This window comes from Streptomyces sp. NPDC001507 (genome assembly GCF_042894765.1).
In the GTDB taxonomy this organism is placed as follows: domain Bacteria; phylum Actinomycetota; class Actinomycetes; order Streptomycetales; family Streptomycetaceae; genus Streptomyces.
On record NZ_JBIAVV010000010.1, the window covers coordinates 392,510 to 414,816 of the forward strand.

Annotated in this window: 19 protein-coding genes, 2 tRNA genes and 1 other RNA gene; 13 read left to right on the top strand and 9 right to left on the bottom strand. The window is 73.7% G+C overall.

Translation table 11 applies throughout. From position 1 onward, the window contains the following. Positions 1 to 45: 45 nt before the first annotated feature. The 4 genes from ACFY0K_RS31595 to ACFY0K_RS31610 form a co-directional block, all read right to left on the bottom strand. Entirely contained in the window at positions 46 to 390 is a 345-nt protein-coding gene (locus ACFY0K_RS31595; protein ID WP_390642663.1) for a hypothetical protein, read from the bottom strand. A 31-nt stretch (positions 391 to 421) separates the two neighbouring features. Next, a complete protein-coding gene (locus ACFY0K_RS31600) occupies positions 422 to 646 on the bottom strand; it encodes a hypothetical protein (RefSeq protein WP_390642664.1) in 225 nt (74 codons plus the stop codon). Then, on the bottom strand, positions 643 to 1,293 hold the full coding sequence (locus ACFY0K_RS31605; RefSeq protein ID WP_390642665.1) for an HdeD family acid-resistance protein: 651 nt from the start codon (positions 1,291 to 1,293) through the stop codon (positions 643 to 645). Before ACFY0K_RS31605 ends, ACFY0K_RS31600 begins: the two co-directional genes overlap by 4 nt. A 121-nt stretch (positions 1,294 to 1,414) precedes the next feature. Then, positions 1,415 to 2,026, bottom strand: coding sequence for an HhH-GPD-type base excision DNA repair protein (locus ACFY0K_RS31610; protein ID WP_390642666.1), 612 nt, complete (start codon positions 2,024 to 2,026; stop codon positions 1,415 to 1,417). A gap of 145 nt (positions 2,027 to 2,171) precedes the next feature. Between ACFY0K_RS31610 and ACFY0K_RS31615 the strand changes: the two genes are divergently transcribed. From ACFY0K_RS31615 to ACFY0K_RS31640, 6 genes are all read left to right on the top strand, one after another. Next, positions 2,172 to 4,460 (top strand): penicillin acylase family protein, encoded by a 2,289-nt coding sequence (locus ACFY0K_RS31615; protein WP_390642667.1) that lies wholly within the window; start codon positions 2,172 to 2,174, stop codon positions 4,458 to 4,460. Then, on the top strand, positions 4,453 to 5,091 hold the full coding sequence (locus ACFY0K_RS31620) for a GNAT family N-acetyltransferase (RefSeq protein ID WP_390642668.1): 639 nt from the start codon (positions 4,453 to 4,455) through the stop codon (positions 5,089 to 5,091). Before ACFY0K_RS31615 ends, ACFY0K_RS31620 begins: the two co-directional genes overlap by 8 nt. Then, the gene (locus ACFY0K_RS31625; RefSeq protein ID WP_351960402.1) at positions 5,057 to 5,551 is read left to right on the top strand and encodes a cupin domain-containing protein; all 495 of its coding nucleotides are present in this window, start codon (positions 5,057 to 5,059) and stop codon (positions 5,549 to 5,551) included. The genes ACFY0K_RS31620 and ACFY0K_RS31625 overlap by 35 nt, the downstream gene beginning before the upstream one ends. Next, entirely contained in the window at positions 5,548 to 6,315 is a 768-nt protein-coding gene (locus ACFY0K_RS31630) for an SDR family NAD(P)-dependent oxidoreductase (RefSeq protein WP_390642669.1), read from the top strand. Before ACFY0K_RS31625 ends, ACFY0K_RS31630 begins: the two co-directional genes overlap by 4 nt. Before the next feature lie 154 nt (positions 6,316 to 6,469). Then, positions 6,470 to 8,353, top strand: a complete 1,884-nt coding sequence (locus ACFY0K_RS31635) for a copper resistance protein CopC (RefSeq protein WP_390642670.1) — start codon at positions 6,470 to 6,472, stop codon at positions 8,351 to 8,353. A 173-nt stretch (positions 8,354 to 8,526) separates the two neighbouring features. Then, a complete protein-coding gene (locus ACFY0K_RS31640; RefSeq protein WP_390642671.1) occupies positions 8,527 to 9,006 on the top strand; it encodes a general stress protein in 480 nt (159 codons plus the stop codon). Positions 9,007 to 9,098: 92 nt separating this feature from the next. On the opposite strand, the gene ACFY0K_RS31645 is transcribed toward ACFY0K_RS31640, so the two are convergent. Next, the gene (locus ACFY0K_RS31645) at positions 9,099 to 9,608 is read right to left on the bottom strand and encodes a DinB family protein (protein ID WP_351960332.1); all 510 of its coding nucleotides are present in this window, start codon (positions 9,606 to 9,608) and stop codon (positions 9,099 to 9,101) included. Positions 9,609 to 9,884: 276 nt separating this feature from the next. Here ACFY0K_RS31645 and ACFY0K_RS31650 point away from each other — a divergent pair, with 276 nt between their 5' ends. Beyond that, positions 9,885 to 10,682 (top strand): hypothetical protein, encoded by a 798-nt coding sequence (locus tag ACFY0K_RS31650; RefSeq protein ID WP_390642672.1) that lies wholly within the window; start codon positions 9,885 to 9,887, stop codon positions 10,680 to 10,682. A gap of 130 nt (positions 10,683 to 10,812) precedes the next feature. Here the strand turns inward: ACFY0K_RS31650 and ACFY0K_RS31655 are convergent. Further along, positions 10,813 to 10,900, bottom strand: a tRNA-Ser gene (locus tag ACFY0K_RS31655). Positions 10,901 to 10,972: 72 nt separating this feature from the next. Between ACFY0K_RS31655 and ffs the strand changes: the two genes are divergently transcribed. The 6 genes from ffs to ACFY0K_RS31685 all read left to right on the top strand — a co-directional run bounded on the left by ffs (position 10,973) and on the right by ACFY0K_RS31685 (position 20,233). Beyond that, an RNA gene (ffs, locus tag ACFY0K_RS31660) (signal recognition particle sRNA small type) lies at positions 10,973 to 11,071 on the top strand. 45 nt (positions 11,072 to 11,116) lie between these two features. Further along, positions 11,117 to 13,240 carry a DNA polymerase III subunit gamma and tau gene (locus ACFY0K_RS31665; RefSeq protein ID WP_390642673.1) on the top strand — a complete coding sequence of 708 codons (2,124 nt, stop codon included), beginning with the start codon at positions 11,117 to 11,119 and terminating at the stop codon, positions 13,238 to 13,240. Positions 13,241 to 14,010: 770 nt separating this feature from the next. Next, positions 14,011 to 15,267 (top strand): phosphoribosylamine--glycine ligase, encoded by a 1,257-nt coding sequence (gene purD, locus ACFY0K_RS31670; protein ID WP_390642674.1) that lies wholly within the window; start codon positions 14,011 to 14,013, stop codon positions 15,265 to 15,267. A gap of 277 nt (positions 15,268 to 15,544) precedes the next feature. Beyond that, complete coding sequence (locus tag ACFY0K_RS31675) at positions 15,545 to 17,446, top strand: hypothetical protein (protein WP_390642675.1); 1,902 nt, start codon at positions 15,545 to 15,547, stop codon at positions 17,444 to 17,446. Positions 17,447 to 17,730: 284 nt separating this feature from the next. Further along, the gene (locus tag ACFY0K_RS31680; protein WP_390642676.1) at positions 17,731 to 19,227 is read left to right on the top strand and encodes a N,N-dimethylformamidase beta subunit family domain-containing protein; all 1,497 of its coding nucleotides are present in this window, start codon (positions 17,731 to 17,733) and stop codon (positions 19,225 to 19,227) included. Between the two features lie 106 nt (positions 19,228 to 19,333). Further along, positions 19,334 to 20,233 (top strand): phosphoribosylaminoimidazolesuccinocarboxamide synthase, encoded by a 900-nt coding sequence (locus ACFY0K_RS31685; RefSeq protein WP_390642677.1) that lies wholly within the window; start codon positions 19,334 to 19,336, stop codon positions 20,231 to 20,233. A gap of 96 nt (positions 20,234 to 20,329) precedes the next feature. On the opposite strand, the gene ACFY0K_RS31690 is transcribed toward ACFY0K_RS31685, so the two are convergent. The 3 genes from ACFY0K_RS31690 to ACFY0K_RS31700 form a co-directional block, all read right to left on the bottom strand. Next, positions 20,330 to 20,402: transfer RNA gene (locus ACFY0K_RS31690), tRNA-Gly, on the bottom strand. A gap of 22 nt (positions 20,403 to 20,424) precedes the next feature. After that, a complete protein-coding gene (locus tag ACFY0K_RS31695) occupies positions 20,425 to 21,039 on the bottom strand; it encodes a response regulator transcription factor (protein WP_351960320.1) in 615 nt (204 codons plus the stop codon). Then, positions 21,036 to 22,292 carry a sensor histidine kinase gene (locus ACFY0K_RS31700; protein WP_390642678.1) on the bottom strand — a complete coding sequence of 419 codons (1,257 nt, stop codon included), beginning with the start codon at positions 22,290 to 22,292 and terminating at the stop codon, positions 21,036 to 21,038. The genes ACFY0K_RS31695 and ACFY0K_RS31700 overlap by 4 nt, the downstream gene beginning before the upstream one ends. Positions 22,293 to 22,307 lie beyond the last annotated feature (15 nt).

Here is a 22,307-nt window from a genome sequence, read left to right on the forward strand (position 1 = left end):
GCTGACTGAGCTGACTGACCTGGGGGAGTGCGACAGGCCGGTCTCTCAGCAGCGCAGGACCACGGTGCGCAGCAGGGGCGTGGCGTACGGCGGACGCGGTGCCGTCGGACAGGGCCGGTGGCGGTCCGCCGGGCCGGCGGGGGCCGGGTCGGGGAGCGGCGCGGGGCGCTGGGGTACGTCGACGCGGTCGACGGGGCGGGCGGGCGGCCGCAGCGGGATGTCGGGGACGTCGTGCTCGACGGTCTCGGCCGAGACGGCCGTGGCGGCCGCGGCGAGCGCCTCGGCCGCCGTCGGGACGCCGGCCAGCAGCAGGGCGAGCAGCAGCACGAGCACCCGCGGCCAGGCGGGGCCCGGCCGCGGGCGGCGTCCGGCCGCAGGACCGCTGCTCATGCCCCTCATCTCCCCACGAAGTGGGCGCTGTTCATCGCGCGGGGCCCGAGAACCGCTCGCTCGGCGTACCTGCGGGGCGCGAGGTTGACGAATCGGACGGGGTGACGCCGACGTGGCCCACGCCGCTCACGAACTCCGCGCCGTTCAACAGGCCCGCACCGTTCACGAAGCCCGCGCCCATGAAGCCCGCGCCCGCGAGGCCCGCGCACGCGAGGTTCGCGTCCACGAGGCCCGCGCCGACGAGGCCGGGGTTCACAGGGCCTGCGGAACCTGGCTGGCGCGGCCGCGGATGCCGAACGCCGTGACGATCTCGACGACGCCCACGACGACCAGCCAGATACCGGCGACCAGGGTGAGCACCGCGACCGACGTGAACGGCGAGACGATCAGCACGACGCCGGCGATGAACGTGACGATCCCGAGGAAGACCTGCCAGCCCCGCGCGGGCACCCTGGAGTCGGAGACGGCGGCCATGGTCTGCGTGATCCCGCGGATCAGCCAGCCGATGCCGATCCACAGGGCGAGCAGCAGGATCGACTCCAGGGGCCCGCGGAAGCAGAAGAGGCCCAGCACGATCATCAGCGCGCCGCTGCAGAAGGCCAGTACGCGCAGCGAGGTCGCCCGGTGCGTGCCGAAGGCGGCGACCAGCTGGAAGACACCGGCGATCAGCAGGTAGATGCCGAAGAGCACACCCGCGGCGAGCAGCGAGGCGCCGGGCCAGACGAGGACCAGGACGCCGAGGATCAGGGAGGCGATCCCGGTGAGCAGGACGATCTGCCAGGCGGCCCGGGAGAGGGCGTGCAGCGGTCCCTCGAAGGGCGGTTCCGGCTCATGCCGAGCGGTGCCGGTGGCGTGCGCCTTCCGGTCGTCGTCGGCGGGGCCGGTGCTGGGGGGCTCGGTCATGGTTCCAGCTGAGACCGGGGAAGACGGCGGTGCCAGCAGGGAGGGTCTGATCGGATGACGCCCCGAGGGCCACGGCCGCCCCGCCCGACGTCCCCTACGGCTTGGCCCTGCCCGACGTCCCCTACGGCTTGGTCCCGCCCTTCGCGGTCTTCGCCGCCGCCTTCATCTCCTGCTTGTGGGCCCGCACCTTCGCCAGCGACTCGGGCCCGGTGATGTCGGCCACCGACCGGTACGCCGCCGCCTCCCCGTACGCCCCGGCGGCCTCCCGCCACCCCGTCGGCGTCACCCCGAGCTGCTTGCCCAGCAGTGCCAGGAAGATCTGCGCCTTCTGCTTCCCGAACCCGGGCAGTTCCTGCAGCCGCCGGAGCAGCTCCGCCCCGCTGCCGGCGTCCCGCCAGATGCCCTCGGCGTCACCGTCGTAGTGCACGACGAGGTACTGGCACAGCTGCTGGATCCTCTTGGCCATGGAGCCGGGATACCGGTGCACGGCCGGCTTCTCGGCGAGCAGCGCGGCGAACGCCTCCGGATCCTGGGCGGCGATCTCGTGCGCGTCCAGGTCGTCCGTGCCCATGCGCCGGGCGATGGTCGCCGGCCCCTTGAACGCCCACTCCATCGGCACCTGCTGGTCGAGCAGCATGCCGGTGAGGGCGGCGAGCCTGCTGCGGCTGAGGAGTTCGTCGGCCTCGGGGTCCTGGGCGAGGTGCAGGGCGGGGGAGTCGGTGTCGGCGTCCATGGCTCGATGATCCCGCGCCCGGACCGGCGCCGCGCGCTCGCCGCCGCCCGCGCTCCCCCGGTCTTCGTGGCTCCCTCACCCCTCGCGTACGATTCCGCTGCGATTCAACTTAGGTAAGGCTAACCTCAGACAAGGGGGTCACAGGGTGGCCATCGAGACGTACCGCGACGCCTGGGGCATCCCGCATCTGCGGGCGGCCGACGCCCTCGAACTCGCTCGCGCCCAGGGCCGGGTCACCGCCCATGACCGGGCCTGGCAGCTGGAGGTGGAACGGCACCGCGCGCAGGGCACGTCGGCGTCCTTCCTCGGCGCCACGGCCCTCGCCTGGGACGTCTTCGCCCGCCGGGCCCGCCTGGCGGACACGGCGAGACGCTGCTTCGGGGCGCTGGAGAGACGGGACCCGGAGACGGCGCAGTGGGTACGGGCGTACGTGGCCGGCGTCAACGAGGGCCTGCCGGCCGGCGCCGCCCGCACCCCGGAGTTCGCCCGCACCGGCCTGGCCCCCGGCACCTGGGAGCCCTGGCATCCCCTGGGCGTCTGGCTGACCACCCACATCCTGTTCGCCGGCTTCCCGGCCAAGCTGTGGCGCGAGGAGGCGATACGGCACCTGGGCGAGGAGGCCGTCCCGCTCTTCGCCACGGACGGCCCGGGCACCTCGGGCAGCAACGGCTGGCTCCTCGCCGGCTCCCGCACCACCACCGGCCACCCCCTCCTCGCCGGCGACCCCCACCGCTTCATCGAGGCGCCCGGCGTCTACCAGCAGATCCGCCTCGCCTGCCCGGAGTTCGACGTCGTCGGCCTGGCGGTGCCGGGCGTCCCCGGCATCGCCCACTTCGCCCACACGGGCACGGTCGCCTGGTCCATCACCAACGCGATGGCCGACTACCAGGACCTCTACCGGGAGCGCCTGCGGCGCATGGGGGCCGACGTGGAGGCCCTCGCCCCGGACGGCACCTGGACCCCGGCCGACCGCCACACGGAGACGATCGAGGTCTACGGCAACCCGCCCACCGAGCTCGAGGTACTCGAAACACCCCGGGGGCCGGTCATCACCGGGTGGCCGGGGACGGGTCCGGGGACGCGGACGGAGACGGGTCGGGGGACTGGTCCGGGGACGCGGACGGGTCCGGGGGCGGGGACGGCGGCGACGAAGGAGACGGCGGGGGACGACAGCGCTTCGCGGGCAGCCGCCGGCGGTGCTCGGCCCCCACAGGGGCCACCCGCACCGGACCACGAAACCCGCACGGGTGGTGCGGGTGGGAAGGCTTCCGCCGATGGCGAAGCCGAGGCGTTGGCCCTCCGCTACCCGCCCCGCGTCACCGAAGACCTCGGCTTCAGCGCCCTCCTCCCCCTCCTCCGCGCCCGCAGCGTCACCGACGTCGACCGTGCCTTCGACGCCTGGGCCGAGCCCGTCAACGTCGTGCACGCCGCCGACACCGACGGCGGCCTCCTCCACCGCGTCGCCGGCCGCGTCCCCGTCCGGTCCCACACCAACCGCACCCGCCTCGCCCCCGCCTGGCTCCCCGGCCACGACTGGCAGGGCTGGCACGAGATGCCGTACGGCGGCTTCACGGACGGCGTGGCCGTGATGGCCAACCAGCGCGGCCCGGCCGCCCCCCTCGGCGTCGAGTTCGCCCCGCCGCACCGCGCCGACCGCATCCGCGCCCTCCTCGGCGAGCGCCGCGCCTGGTCCGCCGCCGGCCTGTCCGCGATCCACACCGACACCCACCTCGCCTCCGCCGCCCCCCTCCTCGATCACCTGGCCGCCCTCGACGGCCTCACCCCCGAGGCCGGCGCCCTCCGTGACCGTCTCCTCGCCTGGGACCGCCGGATGGACGCCGACAGCACCGACGCCGCCGCCTACGCGGCCGTACGCTCCGCCGTCGTACGGCACCTCGCCGCGCACCCCGCCTTCGCCGCGCTCGCCGAACCCCCGGCCCTCCCCGAGGTCCTGCTCCCCTGGCTGGCCCTCACCCCCCGGATCGCCTTCGCCCTAGAACACCTCCTGCGGGCGGCGGAGCTGTACGGCGTCGACCGCCCCGCCGCCGTCCGCGCCGCCGTGCAGGAGGTCGCTGCCGGCCCGCCCACCGGCACCTGGGGCGACACCCACCGCCTCGCTCCCTGGCAGGCGCTGCCCGGCCCGTCGCCGTACGACGGACCGGCGCTGTCCGGCGACCACGACTGCGTGCTGTGCACCTCCGCCGTCCCCGGCCTCACCGACCGCGCCGCCCGCGGCCCGGCCGCCCGCTACGTCTGGGACCTGGCCCGCCGCGACGACAGCCTCTGGCTGGTCCCGCTCGGCGCGGACGGCGTCCCGGGCGCCCCCCACCACACCGACCAACTCCCCTTGTGGCTCAAGGGAGAACTGCTCCCGGTCGTCACCGACTGGGCCCGGCTGGAACGCGTAGACCTCACGGAGGACACCGATGGCTGAGCACCACACCGTCTTCGAGCACACCCTCGCCGGCTTCGGCACCGTCCGGCTCCGCCCCCTCGACCCCGAGCGCGACGCGGCCGTCGTGCACACCTGGGTCGACGCGGAACGCGCCGCCTTCTGGGGCATGACCGGCCTCACCCGCGCCCAGGTCGCCGAGATCTACGCCCACATGGCGACCCTCGACACCCACCACGCCCACCTCGCCGAGAAGGACGGCACCCCGGTCGGCCTCCTGCAGACGTACGAGCCGGCGGCCGACCGGGTGGGCGAGTGCTACGACATCCACCCCGGCGACATCGGCGTCCACGTCCTGCTCGCCCCGGCCGGACCCGAAGGCCCCCGCCCCGGTTGGACGGAGGCGTTGCTGACCGCCTTCACGGCGTACGTGCTGCTCGCCCGGGACCGCCTCCGCATCGTCGTGGACCCGGACGTCCGCAACGAGAAGGCGATCGCCCGCTTCCGGCGCCAGGGTTTCCAGCTCGGCCCGGCCGTCCTGCTCCCCGAGATCGACCTCCCCGACGTCCACCTGCCCGAGAAGCAAGCTCAACTGGCTTTCCTCACCCGGCCGGTAGCCTTCCCGGGTGACCTCCCCGATGCCGAGCCCCAGCCCGAAGCCGACCGCCGATGACCTCATCGCCCACTACGGCCTGGAGCCGATCCCCCGTGAGGGCGGCCTGTTCCGGGAGACCTGGGCCGGTCCCGCACGCCCCGACGGCCGCCCCGAGGGCACCGCGATCGTGGTCCTCCTCACCGCCGACGACTTCTCTGCCCTGCACCGTCTCCCCACCGACGAGATCTGGCACTTCTACCTGGGCGACCCGCTGGAGCTCCTGCTGCTCGCCCCCGACGGCACCACCAGCACGCCCGTCCTCGGCCCCGACCTCCTCGGCGGCCAGCACATCCAGCTGACCGTCCCGGCCGGCACCTGGATGGGCGCCCGGGTGGCGACCCCGGGCGCCTGGACCCTGTTCGGCTGCACCATGGCCCCCGGATTCACCTTCGAGGGGTACGAACACGGGAACGCGGCCGACCTCACGGCGCGTTACCCCTCCGAAGCCGCCCGCATCACGGGACTCTGCCGTCCATGACCCCTCTGCTCGACGGACAGACCGCCCTGGTCACGGGCGCAAGCGGCGGCATCGGCCGGGCCGTCGCCCGGCGCCTGGCGGAGGAGGGCGCGGCGGTGGCCGTGCACTGCCGCACGGCGGTACGGGCGGCGCGGGAGACGGCGGCGGACATCGAGGACCTCGGCGGCAGGGCGACGGTCGTACAGGGAGACCTGAGCGACGAGGAGACCTGCCACCGTGTCGTCCGGGAGGCCGCGCAGTGGGGCGGCGGACGGCTGACGGCCCTGGTCAACAACGCGGCGGTACAGCCCGTACAGCCGCTGCCCGGCATGACCGCGGCCGACTGGCGTGCGGTCGTCGACACCAACCTCACCAGCGTCTTCGCCTGCACCCAGGCCGCCGCCGAGATCATGCGCGGCCTGCCCGGCGGCGGCACGGTCACCCACATCGCGTCCATCGAGGCGACCCACCCGGCCGTCGGCCACGCCCACTACAGCACGGCGAAGGCCGCGGTGGTCATGCACGCGCGGGCGGCGGCCCTCGAGTACGGCCGCTCCGGCATCCGCGTCAACACCGTCTCCCCGGGCCTCATCGACCGGGAAGGGCTGGCGGATGACTGGCCCGAGGGGGTACGGCGGTGGCAGGAGGCGGTGCCCACGGGCCGGTTGGGCAACGCGGACGACGTGGCGAACGCGGTGGTCTTCCTGACCTCACCGCTCGCGTCCTGGATCACCGGCCACGACCTGGTGGTCGACGGCGGGGTGTCGGCACGCCCGACGTGGTAGCGCCCCGCAGACACAATGAGCGCCACAAGCCTCCCAGCCGTATGACCCAGGAACGCGTGTTTCCGAACTCGGAGCGGGTGACGTGAGCGAAGGACACGACAAGCGGCAGGCGCCGACCGGCAACCAGAGGAACCACAGGAACCGCACGAATTGCATGAACAGCAGGAACCTCAGGAACCACAGAGCCCTGCGTGCCCTCACGCTCCTCGGCAGCCTCCTCGCCGCCCTCCTCCTCGCATCGGCCGCCCCCGCCTCCGCGCACGCCGCCCTGCGCGGCAGCGACCCCGCCGACGGCGCCGTGCTCAAGTCGTCCCCGGCATCCGTCACCCTCACCTTCACCGAGGCCGTCGGCCTGCTCGACGACTCGTTCCGGGTGTACGACCCCACCAACCACCGGGTGGACACCAGCGAGGCCGGACACGGGCAGGCCGGCTCGGACACCGCGCGGATCACCTTCCCGAAGAAGCTGGGCACCGGCACGTTCACCGTGGCGTGGCGGGTCGTCTCGGCGGACAGCCACCCCGTCTCCGGCGCCCTCACCTTCTCCGTGGGCAAGCCGTCGGCGACCGCGGCGACCGTCTCCGCCGGCCCCGTCGAGAACCCGCTCACCGGCAGCCTCTACAACATCGGCCGCTACGTCGCGTACCTCGCCATGGCCCTGCTGACAGGCACCGTCGCCTTCCTGGCCGTCTGCCGCCCGCCGGACCCCGCCCCCCTGCGCACCCCGGTCCGCACGGCGTGGTGGACGCTCCTCGCCGCCACCCTCTTCCTCTTCGTCCTGCGCTCCCCGTACGAGGAGGGCACCTCCCCGGCGGCGGCCTTCGACCTCTCCGCCCTCGCCAGGTCCGCGTCCGGCCGCCCGGGTCTGGCCCTGCTGGCCAGGGTGGCCCTGCTGGCGCTCACCGCAGCCCTCCACCTCCTGCTCCGCAGGCGCACGGGCCGCGACCTTCCGTCCAGCCCGTCACGCCCCCTGCTCGCCGCGGCAGCCGCCCTCTCCGTCGCCCTGGCCCTGACCTGGGCGGCGGCGGAACACGCCTCGGCCGGTATCCAGGTCCCGCTGGCGATGACGTCGTCGGTGCTGCACCTGCTGTCGATGGCGCTCTGGATGGGCGGCCTCGCGGCCCTCCTGATCACCCTCCAGCGCTCCGCAGTGCCCCTGCCCGCCGCGGTGGTCACCCGCTTCTCCCGCACGGCCTTCGGCGCGGTGACGGTCCTCGTCGTCACCGGCGTCTACCAGTCCTGGCGCGGCCTCGGCTCCTGGCAGGCCCTCACTGACACGTCGTACGGCAGGCTCCTGCTCGTCAAGCTCGCCGGGGTGACCCTGCTGCTGGCGGCCGCCTCGCAGTCCCGGCGCTGGACGGCGAGGCTGGCGCAGGCCCCGGCCGTGCCCGCCCCCGAGCGCGTCCCACTGCCGGTCGGAGGAGGCCCGGCGGACCCACCGGCCGAGAGGCAGGACGCACCACGCCCCGACGAGCCTCCCGCCACACGCGACGAACCCGGGGCCACTCCCGACGAGCCCGGGTCCACCCCCGCCGGCCGCCACCAGGCCGCTCTGCGCCGTTCGGTGCTCGCCGAAGTGGCCGTCGGCGTCGCCGTCCTGGGCATCACCACGATCCTCACCGGCACCCTCCCCGGCCGGGCCGCGGCCGAGGCGGCCGGGTCGGGAACGGCGCCGGCCGCCTCGGCCGGCATCCCCGCGGCCGTCGTCGCCCTCGTCCCCTTCGACGTCGGCACCCCGAACGGCCACGGCAAGGTGCAGATCACCCTGGACCCGGGACGGGTCGGCGCGAACTCCGTGCAGGCGGTCGTCTTCGGCCCCGACGGCGGCATCTCCGCCGTCCCCGAACTCCGCCTCTCCTTCACCCTCGCCGCCCAGAAGATCGGCCCGCTCCCGGCGAACGTGACCGACCGCGGCGGGTATTGGGCCGCCGACTCCGTCAACCTCCCCATCGCGGGCGAGTGGACGATGTCGGTGACGGTACGGGTCTCCGACCTGGACCAGGTGACGGTGACGAAGAAGGTGCGGATCGCGGCCTAGCCGTCGGCAAAAACCTCCGGCGAGGCTCCGGCCTTGTCGTCGGGGTGCCGGCGGATCACCTCGCCGGGGCAGCGCCGTCCACCGCGCGTGCGTGTCGGTCGCGTTCCGCCTTGCGGCGGCCACCGCCCCGCAGCAGGCTGTTCGACGGGGGCGGTGAGGAAGGGAGTCCAGCGATGACCCAGCAACCGCCCACGGCGCCGCTCGACCGGCCGGTCGTCGGCTCGTATCCGACCTACGAGGGCGCGCAGCGTGCGGTCGACTTCCTCTCCGACAGCAAGTTCCCGGTGGAGCACACCGCGATCATCGGCTCCGACCTGCGGATGGTCGAGACGGTGCTCGGCCGCCTCACCCGCGGCCGGGCCGCCCTGGCCGGCGCGGGCTCGGGTGCCTGGTTCGGGCTGCTCGTCGGCCTGCTCCTGTCGCTGTTCGCCGCGGGCAACCACCACATCCTGGTCCTGATGATCAGCGGCCTGTTCTACGGCGCGATCTTCGGCGCCCTCTTCGGCTTCGCCGGCCACGCCTTCACCGGTGGCCGCCGCGACTTCGCGTCCCGCAGCCAGATCGTCGCCGCCCGCTACGACGTGGTCGCCCAGGCCGAGGTCGCCGAGGAGGCGAAGAACCTCCTCATCAAGCTCGGCTGGCGCGAAGGCTGAGCGGAGCCCGTGGCCACCCCCGGGCCCACTCGGCGGAGCGGGCCCGGAAGCGGGCACCGGCGGCCGGCCGCCGTCCGGCCCGGCTGCTCCGCTCAGGCGCCCACGGTGCCGTCGACGCCCTCGCGCAGGAAGTCGGCGTGCCCGTTGTGGCGGCCGTACTCCAGCAGCACGTGCAGCATCACCATCCGCAGCGACACCTCCTCCTCCCACCTCGGCTGGTATCCGGCCTGGTCCAGGGAGGCGGCAGCGCGCTCGATCCGGCGCGAGGTCTCCACCTCGGCCTCCCAGGCGGCGAACGCCTCCGCCCTGGTCGACCCGCTCGCGTCGTACGCCGCCTGGAAGTCGATCTCGTCGGACCACACCATGGGCGCGTCCTTGTCCTCGAACACCCGGCGGAACCAGGCGCGTTCCACTTCCGCCAGGTGCCGTACAAGACCCAGCAGCGACAACGTGGACGGCGGCATCGACGGCCGCCGCAGCTCCTCGTCGGTGAGCCCCTCGCACTTCATCGCGAGGGTCGCGCGGTGGTAGTCGAGGAAAGCCCGCAGCATCTCGCGTTCACTGCCGAAGCTGGGCGGTCCCGTGCGGGGGTCGCTGGTCACTGGCCGTACTCCTCGTCCGTTCACCGATCATCCGCTCCCGCATCCCGGGCGCGGCAGCAGTATCCAGCCGACCGGCGGTCCGCATGGGCTGTTCGGCCGACGAAGAGAGATGCGGTGCCGGGCGTCGCGAGCGTCAGAGGCGTTCGACCTGTGATCATGGAGCGGTCGTCAAAAGTGATCGATGCGGAGAAAAGTGGTCGATGTGGAGCTCCAGGTCGCGGTGCCCGACGCGCCGCCGCCGCGGGGCGCTCGCCGGAACGCGCCGCAGGTGATGCGGTGAACTGGCTGACCTCGCTGCCGGCGGTGGTGCTGGTTGTGGGCGGACTCCTGCTCGCCCTCCTGGTCGCGGCAGTGGCGCGGGTCGGCGTCCGGGCGCTCGTACCGGCCGGGGAACGGGATCGGGTGCCGCAGATCGCCACGCCCCTGATGCCGACGCTCGGCGCCGCCTTCGCGATCTTTGCGGCACTGTCACTCGCCAGCGAGGCCGGCTACCTGCGCGCGGCCGAGGGGCTGGTGAGCGAGGAGGCGGCCGCGGCCTCCCGGCTGGCGTGGGCGGCGACGAGTCCGCACGTCCGGTCGGAGCCGATCCATGCGGCACTGGTGGACTACCTGCAGACCACGCGGGCCAGGGAGTGGGAGGGTACGGCGGCGGCGTCCGGTGACGACCCGGCCACCGCTCGTGCGATCGCACGGTTGGAACGGGGCGTGCGCACCGAGGCGGCCCGCCCCGAGGTGGGCATCCCGACAGGCGCGGAGCTGCTGCTCTCCCTCGACGGTGTCACCAGCAGCCGTCGCGCCCGCGTCGCCGCCGCCTCGCGCGACGTTCCCACGCTCTACGTCGTCACGCTTGTGGTCAGCGGTGTGGCTCTGATCGTGAACTCGGGCGCACTCGTCTTCCGCAGCAGTCTGCGAACGTCGCTGCTCATCGTGGGGATCGCGAGTGTGGTCGGGCTGAGCCTGGCACTGCTCTTCGCACTCACCGCGCCCTGGAGCGGACCGTTCATCGTCAGCGGGCATCCGCTCGACGCCGTCATCGGGGACCTGAAGTCCGGCTTCTTCGACGGCGGACCGTAGCCGGCGGCCGCGATCTGTGGGGTGTGGAAAACCAGGGCCGGGCTGAAACCAGGGCAACGAGATTCCGAGGACAACGCCGAAGGGCCCCACCTCGCGGTGGGGCCCTTCGACAACGTGCCCGGTGAGGCACTGGCGGAGGATACGAGATTCGAACTCGTGAGGGGTTGCCCCCAACACGCTTTCCAAGCGTGCGCCCTAGGCCTCTAGGCGAATCCTCCGCTGGAGACATTACATGACCGGGAGGAGTGCTCGCGAACTCGTTCCCACCCGCTGACGTCGGGTACTCTATGCAGAGCCCCTCACGCGGCGCTATCTGACTGAACTCCCCCAGGGCCGGAAGGCAGCAAGGGTAGGTTGGCTCTGGCGGGTGCGTGGGGGGCGCTTGCGTTTGTGGGCGGGACTGGTTGTCAGTGGGCGCCTATAACCTCGTATGCGTGTCGTCTCTCGCGCTGTACCGCCGCTATCGCCCGGAGTCGTTCGCCGAGGTCATCGGGCAGGAGCATGTCACCGACCCGCTGCAGCAGGCGCTGCGGAACAACCGGGTCAATCACGCGTACCTGTTCAGCGGCCCGCGTGGGTGTGGCAAGACGACCAGCGCGCGAATCCTCGCCCGGTGCCTCAACTGCGAGCAGGGCCCGACGCCGACTCCGTGCGGGGAATGCCAGTCCTGCCGCGACCTGGCGAGGAACGGCCCCGGTTCCATCGACGTCATCGAGATCGACGCGGCCTCTCACGGTGGTGTGGACGACGCCCGTGAACTGCGCGAGAAGGCCTTCTTCGGGCCCGCCTCCAGCCGCTACAAGATCTACATCATCGACGAGGCCCACATGGTCACGTCGGCCGGCTTCAACGCGCTGCTGAAGGTCGTCGAGGAGCCGCCGGAGCATCTCAAGTTCATCTTCGCCACGACCGAGCCCGAGAAGGTCATCGGGACCATCCGGTCGAGGACCCATCACTACCCGTTCCGGCTGGTGCCGCCGGGCACGCTGCGGGACTACCTCGGCGAGGTGTGCGGCAAGGAACAGATCCCCGTCGAGGAGGGGGTGCTCCCGCTCGTCGTGCGCGCCGGTGCCGGGTCCGTGCGTGACTCCATGTCCGTCATGGACCAGCTGCTCGCCGGGGCGGGCGCGGAGGGTGTGACGTACGCCATGGCCACGTCCCTCCTCGGGTACACGGACGGGTCGCTGCTCGACTCCGTCGTCGAGGCCTTCGCGACCGGGGACGGCGCCGCCGCCTTCGAGGTCGTCGACCGGATCATCGAGGGGGGCAACGACCCGCGCCGCTTCGTCGCCGACCTGCTGGAGCGGCTGCGGGACCTGGTGATCCTCGCCGCCGTGCCGGACGCCGCGGAGAAGGGGCTGTTCGACGCCCCCGCCGACGTCCTCGAACGGATGCAGGCCCAGGCCGGTACCTTCGGCGCCGCCGAGCTCAGCCGCGCCGCCGACCTGGTCAACCAGGGCCTGACCGAGATGCGCGGTGCCACCTCCCCGCGCCTCCAGCTGGAGCTGATCTGCGCCCGCGTGCTGCTGCCGGCCGCGTACGGCGACGAGCGTTCCGTGATGGCCCGCCTCGACCGCCTGGAGCGGGGCGTCAACTTCTCGGGCGGGGCCGGCGCGCCCGCCATGGGGTACGTCCCCGGTCCCGAGGCGCACGTCCAGCCTCCGGCGCCCGTACAGCAGGGGGGCGGCCCGGCGGCGGCCCGGGCGGCCGTACGAGGGGGAGCGGCGCCGGCCCCGACCCCGGCCCCGGCTCCCGCTCCGGCCCCTGCGCCGACTCCAGAGCCTCCGGCTCCGGCCGCCGCCCCGGCCCCGGCACCGCCCGTCCCGGGCGCTCCCGCGCCCGGTGCCTGGCCGACGGCGGCTCCCGCGGGCGGCGGCGGCACCCGTCGCCCCGGCGGCTGGCCCACGGCCACGGGCGGCGCCACCGCCGCTCCGGCACCCCAGCAGGCCCCGCAGCCCTCGGCGGCCCGGGCAGCCGCCCCGGCCCCGGCTGCCGCCGCCCCCGCCGGTGGCCTCGACCCCCGGGTGCTCTGGCCGAACATCCTGGAAGCGGTGAAGAACCGCCGCCGCTTCACCTGGATCCTGCTCAGCCAGAACGCCCAGGTCGTCGGTTTCGACGGCACCACCCTCCAGATCGGCTTCGTCAACGCCGGTGCCCGTGACAACTTCGCCAGCAGTGGCAGCGAGGACGTGCTGCGGCAGGCACTGGGCGAGCAGTTCGGCGTGCAGTGGCGGATCGAGGCGGTCGTCGACCCGACGGGTGGCGGTGGCGCGGCTCCGCCCGCCGGATACGGCGCGGCCCCTGCGGCCTCGGCCCGCCCTGCGCCCGTCCAGCAGGCCCCGGCGGCTGCCGCCCCGGCCCAGAGCCCGCCGCCGCCCGCCCCGAGGGCAACGGCCCCGGCCCCCGCGCCGTCCGCCCCGGAGCCGCCGCCGGTGTCCCCCGAGGACGACATCCCCGAGGAGGACGACCCCGACCTCGACGAGTCGGCCCTCTCCGGTCACGAACTGATCGTGAAGGAACTGGGGGCGACGGTGGTCGAGGAGATCCAGAACGAGTGACGCGTGGCGGCCGCCGACGGCCCGGAGACACGGGGTGCAGCCACGCAGGCGGCTGCGGGCCGGTTTCTCAGCGCATCCAGCGCAGTAGAGCGAAGGCTCCCGTCCCGTCCGGCGTCCGGTCCACTGGAAGTGCCGCGAGACGCCGTCGGCCCACTGCGGCGCCGTCGTGGCCGGCCGCGCAGTTCCCCGCGCCCCTTACGGGGCGCTGCCCCTCGGCCCGTCAGACGATCCAGCCAGCAACCGCCCCCCTCAGCCGGTCGCGCGTTTGAGGCAGCGATCACGTTTCTCGGCCCGTCCGGCGTTCGAGGCAGCAACCACCTCCCTCAGCCGGTCGCGCGTATGAGGTGGCGATCACGTTTCTCGGCCCGTCCGGCGTTCGAGGCAGCAACCGCCCCCCTCAGCCGGTCGCGCGTATGAGGTGGCCATCACGCCTCTCGGCCTGTCAGGCGTTTGGGGCAGCAGCGACCCCCTCAGCCCCTCCGGCGTTTGAGGCGGCAATCACGCCTCCCGGCCCGTCCGGCGTTTTTTGAGGCAGCAACCGTCCCCCTCCAGCCCGTCGCTCGTTTGAGGCAGCAATCACCCCCCGGCCCGTCCGGTGATTGAGGCAGTAGTCACCCCCCAGCCCGTCCGGCGTTTGAGGACGAGGCCGTTCAGGCCGAAGCGGGGGTTTGGGGGCGGCAGCCCCCGAGGGACGCGTCGGTAGGGGTCACTGCTCGGCCTGGCCCCCTTGGAGGAACCTCCAGTCGGCCCACCCGGCTACGCTGGCCCCCGTGAAGGTCCTCGTCATCGGCAGCGGCGCCCGCGAACACGCCCTGTGCCGCTCTCTGTCCCTCGATCCCGACGTCACCGCGCTGCACTGCGCCCCCGGCAACGCCGGCATCGCCGAGGTGGCCGAGCTGCACCAGGTCGATGCCCTGGACGGCGGGGCCGTGGCCGCGCTCGCCCTGGAACTCGGCGCCGAGCTGGTGGTCGTCGGCCCGGAGGCCCCCCTGGTCGCCGGGGTCGCCGACGCCGTGCGCGAGGCGGGTGTCCCGGTCTTCGGCCCCTCCGGGGAGGCCGCGCAGATCGAGGGATCCAAGGCGTTCGCCAAGGACGTGATGGCGGGGGCCGGAGTCCCCACCGCCCGTTCGTACGTCTGCACAAACGCCGAGGAGGCCGCCGAGGCGCTGGACGCCTTCGGTGCGCCGTACGTCGTGAAGGACGACGGGCTCGCGGCCGGCAAGGGTGTCGTGGTGACCGACGACCTGGCCGCCGCCAAGGCGCACGCCGCCGCCTGCGACCGCGTCGTCATCGAGGAGTTCCTGGACGGCCCCGAGGTCTCCCTCTTCGCGATCACCGACGGCCAGACGGTCCTCCCGCTCCAGCCCGCGCAGGATTTCAAGCGCGCCCTGGACGGCGACGAGGGGCCGAACACGGGCGGCATGGGGGCCTACTCCCCGCTGCCCTGGGCCGACCCGAAGCTCGTCGACGAGGTCCTGCAGACCGTCCTGCAGCCGACCGTCGACGAGATGCGGCGCCGCGGCACCCCGTTCTCCGGTCTCCTCTACGCCGGCCTCGCGATCACCTCGCGCGGTGTGCGGGTCATCGAGTTCAACGCCCGCTTCGGCGACCCGGAGACCCAGGTGGTCCTCGCCCGCCTGAAGACCCCGCTGGCCGGTGTCCTGCTCGCCGCCGCGAACGGCACGCTCGCCGACCTCCCGCCGCTGCGCTGGCACGACGACGCGGCCGTCACCGTCGTCGTCGCCTCGCACAACTACCCGGGCACCCCGCGCACCGGCGATCCCATCACCGGCCTCGACGCGGTCGCGGCCGAGGACGCGCCGCACGCCTACGTCCTGCACGCGGGCACGAAGCGCGCCGGTGACGACGTCGTCAGCGCGGGCGGCCGGGTCCTCTCCGTCACGGCGACCGGCGCGGACCTGACCCAGGCCCGTGAGCGGGCGTACGCGGCGGTGGCGCGGATCGGCCTCGACGGCTCCCAGCACCGTACGGACATCGCCGCGAAGGCGGCGGCCCAGGAGGCCTGACCCCGCCGCCTCCGCAGACCCGTTCCTGATCAGGCCCCGGACCAGAAATCCGGGGCCTGATCGTTGCTGTCTGTCGATCACCTCTGACCAAAGCCATTCCATCGAGTGACCGATGTCCTATCCGGCTGACGGGGGCCGAACCCCCAACTAGGGTGCGGCGCAGGCGTTCCGGCACTTGGCCCACCGGCATTGCGATGTCAGTGGCGAGTGCCACAGTGGGGGAGTGAGCAACAGCCAGGACGGGCCGAGGACAGCAGGGAGGGGGTGAGGTCGGGACGTGACCAGTACCGGAATCGGTGCGGAGGCGGGAGCGCAGGCAGCGCGTACCCGGGCCCTCGCCGTGCTGCGCATCCGCGGCCGTGCCCTGGCCGTGGCGCTGCTGCCCGCCGCGGCCACGGTGATCCTGCTGGCCGGCGGTTCCACCGGCCACTTCGTCGGCCGCGGCTGGGACACCGCCCGCTGGACCGTCGGCGCCCTCGCGGTCGTCGTGCTGCTGGCCGCCGCCGGCGTCGCCCTGGTCGTGGCCCGCGCCCGCCCGGCAGTGAGCCCCACGGTGCCGATCAAGGAGGAGTCCGCCCCCGACCTGTACCGGATGGTGCGCGACCTGGCCGACCGTCTCGACGTGCCGGCGCCCTCCGCCATAGCGCTCACCCCGGACTGCGACAGCTGGCTGGAGGACCGCACCCACCCGGCCCACGGGCCGCCCGCGCCCAAGGGCGGTGACGAGCTCGGCACCCCCGGCCTGCACCGCCGCACCCCCGCCGCCCCCGTCCTCGTCATCGGCTCCCCGTTCCTGTGGTGGATGCGCGTCGGCGAGCTCCGCGCGGTCCTCGCCCCGGTCGTCGCGGGTACCGGACCCTCGGCGCACCCGGACATAGCGGCCGCCCGCCGGTTCGTTCGGGGCCTGGACGCGGCGGTGGCGGTCACCGCGGCGCCCGCCCGACGCCCGGCCACCCGCCTGGTGTGCGGGGGCATCGCCTGGGTGGCCCGGCTGCTCCTGCGGGGCTGCCGGGAGCACGCGGCGCTGATGGAGCGCGGGGTCGCCGCCGCGGCCGCCGAGCGGGCCCAGGCCGTGGACTACGGCCTGCGGATCGTCGCCCAGGAACAGGTCGGCCTGGCCTACGCCGGCTGGGACCGGCTGCTCACCCGGGTCGCGCTGCCCGCCTGGCGGATGGGCCGCTGGCCCTCCCGGCTGGACGCGGGGGTGGTCGCGGCCCTCACCGAGCTGTCCCGGCGTGACCGGCTGGCCGAGGGCTTCGCCTCCCGGCTGGGCGAGCGGCCCGCCTGCGACCTGCTGGAGGAACCGGGCCTCGTGGACGAGGCCGCCTCGCTGCTCGCCGCCCGCCTCTTCCACGGCGGCCCCGCCGAGCCAGGACCGGCCTGGTCGCCGGTGGCTTGGCAGGAGTACCCGGACGAGGTCGTCGACCGCACCTGGCGCACCGAGGCGGCCCGCCTGCACCGCGTCCTGGACGCCCTCGGGGTCCGCGCCACCCTCGACCCCGGCGCCCCGGACCCCGGCGGCCCCACCCTGGCCCGGGTCCTGGACCACCTGACCGACCCGACCGCCGCCGCCTCCGACAGGCCCCGCTGCCTCCCGGCGTACGACGACGGCGCGCGCACCCCCGACGACGGCCCGCGCACCTCCGAGGGCGATCCCCGCGCCTCCGGCCAAGACCACCGCACCCCTGGCCACGACGTCCGCATCCCCGGCTACGACGACGAGGCGGACGGCGAGCCCACCGGTACCGAACGCAGCGCCGCCCTCGCCGCCGGCCTCACCGCGGCCCTCGCCCGCGAGGAGCACGAGGGAGCGCACGCGAGCACGGCCGGCCCCACGCGCCCCGGCTGCCCAGCGGCCGCCGGCGGCCAGGGCGGCCCCGGCAGTCCCCTCTGGGACGACGGGGCACTGCCCCTCTTCCCGCTCCAGCCCCCGCGCACCGCCCGCGAACTCCTCGCCGACCACGTCAAGGCGATGGTGTGCTGCGCGGCCGTGGACACCGCCGGAGCCACCCCCGGCCTGGACTGGCTCGACGGTCCGGCCCTGCTGGTCGACGGCGAGCGGGCCGCCGACCTGACGCCCAGAATCCTCAGCCTCATCGAGGAGGGAGACCCGGCCCCGCTGCGGGCCTGGCTGGTCGAGTCCGGAATACGTCCCGAGAAACCGGTCCGGCTGGTCTGACCTCGGCGTTTCGGCGCTTTAGCGGAGCAAAGTGTTCCACTTCAGGCGAATTCGCGACGAACCGTGACCGTACGCGTGCGTTATGTGATGTGCTGGGACCGTTGCGGGTGTGGCAAGCGCATCCGACATAAGACAGACGCCACAGTCACGGCACGGAACAGCACAGAACAGCACGGCACGGAACACCACGGCACGGAACAGCACGGCACGGCGTACGCATCGCACACATCGCACATCGGCTCGTATCAGCACACTTCACGGGGGCACGAGGGAGGGGAGCCACCATGGCATCGGACCAGATCCGCCGCTGGGAGTCGGGAGCACTCGCGCACGCCGTCACGGACCCCTTCGGTCAGGGGCCCGTCCCCTGGCTGCGCGGCAGCGAGACCTATTTCGACGACACCGGTCATGTCGTCCCCTGGTACGTGGACCCCGGCAGGCCACAGCCCACCGGCGAGAACCCGCGGGTCCCGGCACCGCGCTCCGCCGACGGCGGTCCGCGTTCCGCGGACGACGTGCACCGCCAGATCAAGGGGTTCACCTCGACCGGCGCGGTCACCCCGGGCGAGGCCGTCGACTTCCACATCACCGTCGACCCGCCGCAGGAGTTCAGCGTCGACATCTACCGCATCGGTCACTACGGCGGCGACGGCGCGTCCAAGATCACCACCAGTCCCCGGCTGTCCGGCATCGTCCAGCCCCCGCCGCTGGCCGCCGACCGCACGGTCTCCTGCCACCACTGGTGGCTCTCCTGGCGGCTGCAGGTCCCGTCGTACTGGAGCATCGGCGCGTACGTCGCCGTGCTCACCACGGCCGACGGGTACCGCTCCCACGTGCCCTTCACGATCCGCGACAACCACCCGGCCGACCTGCTGCTCCTGCTGCCGGACATCACCTGGCAGGCGTACAACCTCTACCCGGAGGACGGCCACACCGGCGCCAGCCTCTACCACGCCTGGGACGAGCGGGGCCGGCTGCTCGGCGAGGCCGACGCGGCGACCACCGTCTCCTTCGACCGGCCGTACGCGGGCGCCGGCCTGCCCCTGCACGTCGGCCACGCCTACGACTTCATCCGCTGGGCCGAGCGCTACGGCTACGACCTCGCCTACGCCGACGCCCGCGACCTGCACGCCGGCCGCGTCGACCCGACCCGCTACCGGGGCCTGGTCTTTCCGGGCCACGACGAGTACTGGTCGCCGCAGATGCGCCGCACCGTCGAGCTGGCCCGGGACAGCGGCACCAGCCTCGTCTTCCTCTCCGCCAACACCATGTACTGGCAGGTGGAGTTGGGCCCCTCCCCGTCCGGGGTCGCGGACCGCCTGCTGACCTGCCGAAAACGCAAGGGCCCCGGAAAGCCCGTGCTCTGGCGTGAGATCGACCGGCCCGAACAGCAGACGGTCGGCATCCAGTACGCGGGCCGGGTGCCCGAGCCGTCCCCCCTGATCGTGCGGAACGCGGGGCACTGGCTCTGGGAGGCCACCGGCGCGCACGAGGGCGACGAACTCCCGGGCCTGGTGGCCGGCGAGGCGGACCGTTACTTCCCGCGCACCGCGCTGCCCGAGCACGAGGAGCGCATCCTGCTCGCCCACTCCCCCTACACCGACAACGACGGCGTCCTGCGCCACCAGGAGACCTCCCTGTACCGCGCCCCCTCCGGCGCCCTGGTCTTCGCCGCCGGCACCTTCGCCTGGTCACCGGCCCTGGACCGCCCAGGCCACGTCGACCCCCGTGTCCAGCGGGCCACCGCCAACCTCCTGGACCGCATCTGCAAGCACGACTGACGTGGGCGCGCCGTCTCGCACAGGTGTCCGCGCGGCCCCGCTGTCCGTGCGCAACCCGGCATACGGGAGAATCGAGGGCACCTGTACAGAACCACGGGGAGGAACCGTGTCCGGATTCGTCGAAAAGCCCGAGCCCGTGGAGGTGCCGGGCCTGGTGCATCTGCACACCGGCAAGGTGCGCGAGCTGTACCAGAACGCGGCCGGAGACCTCGTGATGGTCGCCAGCGACCGCCTGTCCGCGTACGACTGGGTGCTGCCGACCGAGATCCCCGACAAGGGACGGGTGCTCACCCAGCTCTCCCTGTGGTGGTTCGACAAGCTCGCCGACCTGGTCCCCAACCACGTCATCAGCACCGAGCTGCCCGAGGGCGCCCCCGCCGACTGGGCGGGCCGCACCCTCATCTGCAAGTCCCTGAAGATGCTCCCGGTCGAGTGCGTGGCCCGCGGCTACCTCACCGGCTCGGGCCTCGCCGAGTACCAGGAGTCCCGCACGGTCTGCGGCCTCGCCCTCCCCGAGGGCCTGGTCGACGGCTCCGAGCTGCCCGCCCCGATCTTCACCCCGGCCACCAAGGCCGAGGTCGGCGAGCACGACGAGAACGTGTCGTACGAGGAGGTCGCCCGCCAGGTCGGCGCCGAGACCGCCGCCCAGCTGCGCCAGGCCACCCTCGCGGTGTACGGCAGGGCGCGGGACATCGCCCGGGACCGGGGGATCGTGCTGGCCGACACGAAGTTCGAGTTCGGCTTCGAGAACGACACGCTCGTCCTCGCCGACGAGGTCCTCACCCCGGACTCGTCGCGCTTCTGGCCGGCCGACGAGTGGCAGCCGGGGCGCGCCCAGCCGTCGTTCGACAAGCAGTACGTGCGCGACTGGCTGACCTCGGCCGAGTCCGGCTGGGACCGCAGGAGCGAGCAGCCCCCGCCGCCGCTGCCGGAGCAGGTGGTCGAGGCGACCCGCGCGAAGTACATCGAGGCGTACGAGCGGCTGACGGGCAACAGCTGGTCGTGACGACGGCGGCGTCCCCCGGGCCCCTGGGTCCGGGAGCGGCGAAGGCCCCGGACAACGCGGAAGGCCCCCGGCACGAACCGGGGGCCTTCTCCTCTGAGCGGACGACGAGGCTCGAACTCGCGACCTCAACCTTGGCAAGGTTGCGCTCTACCAACTGAGCTACGTCCGCATGCGCCGTGGCGCGAGAGCAACTATACCCAACCTCGCTCCCGTGCGAGACGCACTGCCGCATGACGGTTCTCCGCACCGAGTTTGGTGACGGCCGAGGAGAGGTAGTTCCGCACGGTCCCCGGCGACAGCGCGGCCCGCTCGGCGATCTCCGCGACCGGCGCCCCGTCGGCCGCCAGCTCCAGCACCTCCGCCTCCCGCGCGGTCAGCGGAGAGTCCCCGGCGGAGATCGCGTCGGCGGCCAACTCCGGGTCGATGTACCGGTTTCCCGCGTGCACGGTCCGGATGATCTCGGCGAGCCGCTGCGCGCTCACCGTCTTCGGGACGAACCCGCGCACTCCGGCGGCCAGTGCCCGCTTCAGATGCCCGGGCCGTCCGTGACCGGTGACGATCAGCACCTGGCAGCCGGGCAGTTCCGCGCGGAGCGATGTGGCGACCCTCACACCGTCGGCGCCCGGCATCTGCAGGTCCAGCACCGCCACGTCGGGCCGGTGGGCCTGTGCCATGGCCAGCGCCTCGGGCCCGCTCGCGGCCTCCGCGACAACGACCAGATCGTCCTCGAGCCCCAGCAGAGCGGCCAGCGCACCCCGGATCAGATGCTCGTCGTCCGCGAGCAACAGCCGTACCGGAGACGTCATGAAGTGGCTCCACTCACACTCGTGTCGGCGGTCGTACGACCGGACAGTGGCACCGAGGCCGCCAGCCGGAACCCGTCCGTCCCGACCGGCCCGGCCTCCAGCGTGCCGTCGACCACCGCGAGCCGCTCCCGCAGCCCGGCGAGCCCGGAACCACCGCCCCCGCCGCTCCTGCCAGCCCCGCGCACCACAACTCCGTCGTTCTCGACCGTCAGCACCACGCATCCCTCCCGTACCCGCAGCCCCACGGTGCACCGTCCCGCGTCCCCGTGCCGCAGCACGTTGGTGGTCGCCTCCCGCACCACCCAGCCGAGCGCCGACTGCACCTCGGCGGGCAGCCCGGCGGCCTCGCCGGTCACCTCGCAGGCGACGCCCGCGGCCGTCAGCACGCCCCGCGCACCGGCGAGTTCGGCTCCCAGGTCGGCCTCCCGGTAGCCCCGTACGACATCGCGGACCTCCCGCTGCGACTCCTGTGCGATCCGCTGCACCTCGATCATCTGGTCGACGGCCTCGGGCCGTTCGCGCCGGGCCAGCTGGACGGCCAGTTCGCTCTTGAGGGCGATGACGGCGAGATTCCGGCCGAGGACGTCGTGCAGGTCCCGCCCGAACCGCAGCCGCTCCTCGGCGACGGCGAGCCGGGCGCGGGTCTCGCGGGCCTCGTCGAGTTCGTAGACGGCGTTCAGCAGCCAGACGGAGAAGATCGAGGTGGCGGCGAGGAAGCTGCCCGAGAGGAACACCACGAACGCCGTGACCACTGCTTCAGGCCCAGGAACGCCCAGCGGCAAGGACAGCACGGCCGCCCCGAACGCGAAGCCCGTGGTCTGCGCCACCACGCGCCGCCGGCTCCGTACGCCCAGCGCCATGGTGCCGGCCCCGAAAGCCAAGACCATGGCGAAGACGGTCGCCGTCGCGTTCTCCGTGTCGTCGCTTGCGCCGCCGTGCCTGCGCAGAACCAGAGCCGCGACGGCGAAGACGCAGGTCGCCGCCCCCAGCACCCACAGCAGCCGCACCGGCTGCTCCCGGCGACCCCGCGTCCAGTCCAGCGCCCGGGAGGCGGTCAGCGCGCAGAGCACCGCGTGAGCGACGACCATCCCCACCAGCCAGCCGGCCACCTCCGCCCCCGCCTGCGCGAACGCCGGCAGCCCGATCGCCGCGACCTCGATCACCGCGAAGAAGTGGAACGACCAGCGCGTGTACGTCTCGACCTTGGCGGGGGTGGTCTTCCGCCGCCACCAGCCGCCTGCTGCCCCGCTCATCCGGTCCCGTTCCCC

Bases quoted from the DNA above. Each gene is read 5' to 3' on its own strand.
- ACFY0K_RS31625 (WP_351960402.1), top strand. From the start codon at position 5,057: ATGCCGAGCCCCAGCCCGAAGCCGACCGCCGATGACCTCATCGCCCAC.
- ACFY0K_RS31635 (WP_390642670.1), top strand. From the start codon at position 6,470: ATGAACAGCAGGAACCTCAGGAACCACAGAGCCCTGCGTGCCCTCACG.
- ACFY0K_RS31680 (WP_390642676.1), top strand. From the start codon at position 17,731: ATGGCATCGGACCAGATCCGCCGCTGGGAGTCGGGAGCACTCGCGCAC.
- ACFY0K_RS31610 (WP_390642666.1), bottom strand. From the start codon at position 2,026: ATGGACGCCGACACCGACTCCCCCGCCCTGCACCTCGCCCAGGACCCC.
- ACFY0K_RS31595 (WP_390642663.1), bottom strand. From the start codon at position 390: ATGAGCAGCGGTCCTGCGGCCGGACGCCGCCCGCGGCCGGGCCCCGCC.
- ACFY0K_RS31695 (WP_351960320.1), bottom strand. From the start codon at position 21,039: ATGACGTCTCCGGTACGGCTGTTGCTCGCGGACGACGAGCATCTGATC.
- ACFY0K_RS31640 (WP_390642671.1), top strand. From the start codon at position 8,527: ATGACCCAGCAACCGCCCACGGCGCCGCTCGACCGGCCGGTCGTCGGC.
- ACFY0K_RS31605 (WP_390642665.1), bottom strand. From the start codon at position 1,293: ATGACCGAGCCCCCCAGCACCGGCCCCGCCGACGACGACCGGAAGGCG.
- ACFY0K_RS31620 (WP_390642668.1), top strand. From the start codon at position 4,453: ATGGCTGAGCACCACACCGTCTTCGAGCACACCCTCGCCGGCTTCGGC.
- ACFY0K_RS31700 (WP_390642678.1), bottom strand. From the start codon at position 22,292: ATGAGCGGGGCAGCAGGCGGCTGGTGGCGGCGGAAGACCACCCCCGCC.
- ACFY0K_RS31630 (WP_390642669.1), top strand. From the start codon at position 5,548: ATGACCCCTCTGCTCGACGGACAGACCGCCCTGGTCACGGGCGCAAGC.